Source organism: Kineococcus gurbantunggutensis (assembly GCF_050871925.1).
In the GTDB taxonomy this organism is placed as follows: domain Bacteria; phylum Actinomycetota; class Actinomycetes; order Actinomycetales; family Kineococcaceae; genus Kineococcus.
Map to the genome: position 1 here is coordinate 1 of NZ_JBJLSG010000232.1, position 5518 is coordinate 5518.

Annotated in this window: 6 protein-coding genes and 1 pseudogene; 3 read left to right on the forward strand and 4 right to left on the reverse strand. The window is 78.7% G+C overall.

The annotated features are described in order from the left end of the window. Window positions 1-87: 87 nt before the first annotated feature. On the reverse strand, window positions 88-594 hold the full coding sequence (locus ACRYR7_RS23895; protein ID WP_432574764.1) for a DUF4383 domain-containing protein: 507 nt from the start codon (window positions 592-594) through the stop codon (window positions 88-90). Window positions 595-760: 166 nt separating this feature from the next. Here ACRYR7_RS23895 and ACRYR7_RS23900 point away from each other — a divergent pair, with 166 nt between their 5' ends. From ACRYR7_RS23900 to ACRYR7_RS23910, 3 genes are read left to right on the forward strand one after another with little or no spacing between them, the layout of a single operon-like run. Next, the gene (locus ACRYR7_RS23900; protein WP_432574766.1) at window positions 761-1561 is read left to right on the forward strand and encodes an ABC transporter permease; all 801 of its coding nucleotides are present in this window, start codon (window positions 761-763) and stop codon (window positions 1559-1561) included. Then, entirely contained in the window at window positions 1554-2384 is an 831-nt protein-coding gene (locus tag ACRYR7_RS23905) for an ABC transporter permease (RefSeq protein ID WP_432574768.1), read from the forward strand. Before ACRYR7_RS23900 ends, ACRYR7_RS23905 begins: the two co-directional genes overlap by 8 nt. Beyond that, window positions 2381-3403 carry an ABC transporter ATP-binding protein gene (locus tag ACRYR7_RS23910; RefSeq protein ID WP_432574770.1) on the forward strand — a complete coding sequence of 341 codons (1023 nt, stop codon included), beginning with the start codon at window positions 2381-2383 and terminating at the stop codon, window positions 3401-3403. Before ACRYR7_RS23905 ends, ACRYR7_RS23910 begins: the two co-directional genes overlap by 4 nt. A 25-nt stretch (window positions 3404-3428) precedes the next feature. Here the strand turns inward: ACRYR7_RS23910 and ACRYR7_RS23915 are convergent, their stop codons facing one another. The 3 genes and pseudogenes from ACRYR7_RS23915 to ACRYR7_RS23925 all read right to left on the reverse strand — a co-directional run. Then, window positions 3429-3707, reverse strand: coding sequence for a YciI family protein (locus tag ACRYR7_RS23915; protein WP_432574771.1), 279 nt, complete (start codon window positions 3705-3707; stop codon window positions 3429-3431). A gap of 40 nt (window positions 3708-3747) precedes the next feature. Next, complete coding sequence (locus ACRYR7_RS23920) at window positions 3748-4851, reverse strand: amidoligase family protein (RefSeq protein WP_432574773.1); 1104 nt, start codon at window positions 4849-4851, stop codon at window positions 3748-3750. A gap of 8 nt (window positions 4852-4859) precedes the next feature. Then, window positions 4860-5518: pseudogene (locus ACRYR7_RS23925) on the reverse strand (hypothetical protein); the annotation flags it as partial.

The window sequence follows — 5518 nt, forward strand, 5'->3', positions numbered from 1 at the left end:
GCACCACCCGTCCGGGTGGTGCGGGGGTCACGGGGACCGGGGCCGCCGGCCGGGCGCTCGGGCGCCCGCCGGTTCAGCCCGGGCGCGTCACTTGACGCGGCCGCCGGCGGTCGGGCCCTGGTGCGCGTTCGCCGTGCCCGTGGAGGAGCGGCGCGGCATGACGAGCCCCAGCAGCAGCATCCCGACGCCCAGGCCCAGGTGCAGCCAGTCGTCGGCGGCGTTGACCGGCACGAAGTTCGCCGCGCTGTCGTCGGCGGTGGCGACGCCGAACACCCACAGGCCCAGGTAGGCGACACCGCCCACGACCAGGAACAGGCGCGCGGTGGCCGACCACCGGGCCAGCACCACCCCGAGCACGCCGAACGCCAGGTGCAGCAGGTTGTGCAGGACGGAGACCTGGAAGATCCCCAGCAGGTGGGCGCCGGAGTGGTGCCCCGCCCCGCCGAGCTGGTCGTAGTCGGTGGTGATCCCCGGCACGAACCCGAGGACGCCGACGCCGAGGAAGGCGATCCCCACCACGAGGGAGGTGAGGCAGACGGGCGAGCGGCGGACGGACAGCCGCGAGGACGTCGAGGTGCTGGTGCTGCTGCTCACGGGAACCCTCCTGAGCGTGGGCGCGACCTGGCGGGCGGGCACGTGCTTTCGACCCCCGGCTGTTCCACCGTAGGCGCCACGGCGGCAGCGGCAAGGCGAAGCGGGTCCCGCGCGCAGCGCCCGCTCGGCACCCGCGCGGCGCGCCCCGCCGCTAGCCTCGTCGCCCGTGGCCGTCACCGCCTACCCCGCGCTGGCGGTCGCCGGGTTCCGCCGCCACTCCACCTACCGGGCCGCCACCGCCGCCGGCGCCCTGGCGAACACCGTGTTCGGCGCGGTGAAGGCCGCCGTCCTCACCGGGACCGTCGCCGCCGCCGGCGGTGCCGTCGCCGGGTACGACGCCGAGCGGGCCGCCACGTTCGCCTGGCTCAGCCAGGCGCTGCTGGCGCCGCTGGCGGTGTTCGCCGACGACCGCCTCGCCCGCCGGGTGCGCACCGGCGACGTGGCCGTGGACCTGGCCCGCCCCGTGGACCCGCAGCTCGCGGCGTGGGCCGACGACCTGGGCCGCGCCGCGTTCCAGCTCCTGCCCCGCGGCCTGCCGCCGCTGCTGGTGGGGGCGCTGACCACGGGCCTGTCCCTGCCGGCCGGCGCCGGCGGGTACGTCCTGGGCGCGCTGGCGCTGGCCCTGGGGGTGTCGATCTCCTTCGCGATGCGCTGGCTGGTGGGGGTGAGCGCGTTCTGGCTCACCGACGTGCGCGGGCTGCTGCTGCTGTACACGGTGAGCGCCACCGTCCTGACCGGCCTGGCGGTGCCGGTGGCGTGGTTCCCCGGGTGGCTGGCCGCGCTGGCCGCCGCCACGCCGTTCCCCTCGGTGCTGCAGGCGCCGGCGGACCTGCTCACCGGCGTCGTCACCGGCACCGCCGCGCTGCGGGTGGTGGGCGTGCAGCTCGCCTGGCTGGCCGCGCTGCTGCTGGCCGGCCGGCTCGCGCTGGCCGTCGGCGCGCGCCGGCTGGTGGTGCAGGGTGGCTGAGCACCCGGAGCGGCGGAGGCGGACGGGGGCGCTCACCGCGTACCGGGCGCTGCTGGCCTCGCGGGTGCGCGCGCAGCTCGCCTACCGCACGTCCTTCGCCGCGGACGTGCTGGCCAACGTCGGCGTGGGCGTCAGCGAGTTCGCCACCGTCTACGTGGTCTTCTCCCGGGTGGACTCCCTGGGCGGGCTGGACGTGTGGCAGGCGTGCCTGGTGTTCGCGCTGGCGAACCTGGCGTTCGCGCTGGCCGACCTGCTCGTCGGGCACGTCGACGACCTGCCCCGCCACCTGCGCGAGGGCACCCTGGACGCGTTCCTGCTGCGCCCGCTGCCGCTGCTGGCGCAGCTGGCCACCGCGGAGGTCTCGCTGCGCCGGCTGGGGCGCGCGCTGGTCGCGCTGGTGGTGCTCGCGGTGGCGCTGCCGCGCGCCGGGGTGGGCGCCTCGCCGGCCTCCGCGGCGCTGCTGGCCTCCTCCGTCGTGGGCGGGACGGCGCTGTTCGCCGCGCTGTTCGTGGCCGCCGCGGGCCTGCAGTTCTGGCTCCTGGAGGGCCGCGAGGCCGTCAACGCGTTCACCTACGGCGGCGCGAACGCCGCGCAGAACCCCTCCTCGCTGTACCCCGCGGGGCTGCGGTACGCGTTCACGTACCTGGTGCCCACCGCGTTCGTGGCCTACCTGCCGGTGCTGGCGATGACGGGCGAACCCGGCCCGGCGGGGCTGCCGTCGTGGCTGGGGGCGTGCACGCCCGCGGCGGCGGCGCTGACGTGGGCGGGGGCGCTGCTGCTGTGGCGCGCCGGGGTGCGCCGGTACACGGGGGCCGGGTCGTGAGCGGGGGCTTCGACGTGAGCGGGGGCGGGGACGTGGGCGGCGACGCGGGCGGGGCGCCGGCGGTGGAGGTGCGCGACCTGGTGCGCGAGTACGTGCAGCGCGTGCCGGCCGGGCGGTTCCGCCGCCGCCGGGTCGTCGTGCGCGCCGTCGACGGGCTCTCGCTGCGCATCGGGCGCGGGGAGTCGGTGGGGTTCATCGGCGCCAACGGCGCCGGCAAGTCCACGACGGTGAAGCTGCTCACCGGCATCCTCGTGCCCACCGCCGGCACCGTGCGCACCTGCGGGCTGGACCCGGCCGCGCGCCGGCGCGAGCTGGCCCGGCGCGTGGGCGTGGTGTTCGGCCAGCGCAGCCAGCTCTGGTGGGACCTGCCGCTGGCCGAGTCGTTCCGGCTGCTGGGCGCGATCCACGGCCTGCCCGGCGCGCGCCGGCGCGCCCGCCTGGACGACCTCGTCGAGCGCCTGGACCTGGGCGGTTTCCTGGCCACGCCCGTGCGCCAGCTCTCGCTGGGCCAGCGGATGCGCGGGGAGGTCGCCGCCGCGCTGCTGCACTCGCCGGAGCTGCTGCTGCTGGACGAGCCGACGATCGGCCTGGACGTGCTCTCCAGCGAGCGCTTGCGCCGGTTCCTGCGCGCCGAGCGCGCCGAGCGCGGCACCACGCTGCTGCTGACCACGCACGACATGGTCGACGTGCAGCGGCTGTGCGAGCGGGTGCTCGTGGTGGACTCCGGGCGCCTGGCCTACGACGGGGACCTGCCGGGCCTGGCCCGCAGGGTGGGCGCGCGGCGGGTGCTGGTGGTGGACCTGCGCGAACCGGCCGCGCCGCTGCGCGCGCCCGGCGCGGAGCTGGTGTCCGTGGAGGGCGACGGGCTGCGCCAGCGCCTGGCGTTCGACCCGGCCACCACCACCGCCGCGGCCGTGCTGGCGGCCGTCTCGCGGGTGGCGGAGGTGCGCGACCTGTCCGTGGAGGAGCCCGACGTCGCCGACGTGGTGCGGCAGCTGCACGCCTCCGCGCGCCGCTGACGCCGGGTCCTCCCCGGAGCGGGCGTCAGAGCGCGTCGACCAGGCGGCCCTTCACGGGCGTCCAGCCCACGACGCGGCGCTCGGCGACGATGCCGCGGCCGTGGAAGGGGTCCTCGTCCAGCAGGGACTCCACGGCGGCCGCGTCGGGGGCGTCGAAGACGAGGAACGCGCCCTCGGCGTCGGTGGGGCCGGAGAGCACGAGGCGCTCGCCCAGGCCGCCGAGCCACTCGCGGTGCGCGGGGCGCACCTCGTCGCGCGTGGCGGTGTCCGGCGTGTAGGCGTAGGTGGCGACGAAGTACGGCACTGCTCCCCCTGGGGTGCTCGGCGGTCGGTCGCGGCGGACGCTACCGCCCCGGCGGGGGCACCGGGCCGGCCAGGGCGCGCAGCGCGTCGGCGGCCGCGGCCGGGTCGGCGGGCACCGGCGGCAGGGGCCCGCCGCGGTGGAAGCGCTCCAGCAGCGCCTCCACGAGCGCGGCGCGCCGCACCACCTCGCGCCCGTGCAGCGCCCCGGGCAGCACCCGCACCTCCAGGGTGGGCGGTCCGGGGCGGACGCCCAGGACGCCGGTGAGGTTCACGTCGCGGTACTTGGACACGCCCGTGCCGGCGGTGGCGGCGCGCAGGTCCTCCCACGAGGCCCAGTCCCGCTCGGCCAGCTCCACCAGCTCCGGCGGCAGCGGGCCCAGGCGGCGGCAGGCGGGGTTCGTGCCCAGCAGGTGCCGCAGCCCCGCGCCCCACGGCCCGAACAGGCGCACCACCGCGCGGAGGGCGGCCACGTCCCGGAACGGCGCGGCGTCCAGGTGCAGGTGCACCGCGGCCTCGGCGGGCACGGTGAACCCCAGCGCGCGCGCCGGGGCCAGCAGCGCCTCCAGCGCGGCGAGGTGGTCGCGCTCCAGCGGCGGGGTGACCACCTCGCAGGGGCGCTCGCGCTCGCCGGGCAGCGGCGCGGCCAGGGCAACGGTCGCCCCGGCGGCGTCGTCGAGGCGGAACGCGCCGCCCACGGCGACCGCGCGCGCGCCGAACAGCGCCGCGGCGGGGTCGAGCACGGAGGCGATGCCCGCCGCCGGGTCGGCGTGCGCGGCGACCAGGCGCAGCAGGCGCGCGTCGTCGGAGAGCACCCGGTACCAGCCGGGCACCGCCGGCGCCGCCGCGTCCAGGTCCCGCACGATCGTGGTGTCGTCCACCAGCCGGCACAGCGGCGCGCCCGCGGCGTCGAGGACCTCGAAACCCGGCGTGAGGTGCCAGAACCGCTGCACCCCCGGGGCCGCGGACGCCTCGCTGTCGGTGTGGAAGACCGGGCGCACCGAACCGCCGCACCGGCGGGCCAGCTCGTCGGCGAGGTGCCGGCGGCTGGACCCGCGCGGGGCGAGCAGCTCAACCTCCACGCCGGTGCGCCGGTGCAGGACCGGCGCACCGGTGGGGGGCGCACCGGTGGGGGGTGCACCGGCCACGGGCGTGCTCAGGGCCGCACCGGCAGCGTCTCCCCGGCCAGCAGGCGCTCGCCGGCCAGCGCCTTGGCCTCCCAGGCGTCCACGTTCCACAGCCCGCCCAGCTCCACGGCGTCGTCGTAGGTGTACCCGGCGGCGAAGAACGCCTCGCGCTGCGGGGCGCGCGGGTCCTGCGGGGCGGGGGGTTCCTGCGCGGCCGGCGCCGTCCCGGGCTCCAGGGGCAGGTCCCGCCCGGTGAGCAGGTGCGCGCCCGCGCTGATCTTGGCCTCGCCGGGCTCGACGTTCCACAGCCGCCCCAGCTCCACGGCCTCGTCCCAGCCGTAGCCGGCGCCGAAGTACGCCGCCAGCTCCGGAGCGCCCGGCTGCGCCTCGCGGGGCTCGCCGCTGGGGTCGACGGGCAGCGCCCGGCCCGCCAGCAGCTCCGCGCCCGCGCCCGCCTTCGCCTCGCCCGGGTCGACGTTCCACAGCCCGCCCAGCTCGACGGCGTCCTCCCAGACGTAGCCGGCGGCGAAGTAGGCCTCCAGGGCGGCGGACTGCTGCGCCGCCGCCCGCGCCGCCTCCCGCAGGGCCTCCTGCCCCCCGGGCTCGGCGGCGGGCCCGGCGGCGGGCCCGGCGGCGGTGGGGCTCGTGCCGGTCCGCGCGGTGGCGCCGGCGGGCGCGCCGGCCGCCG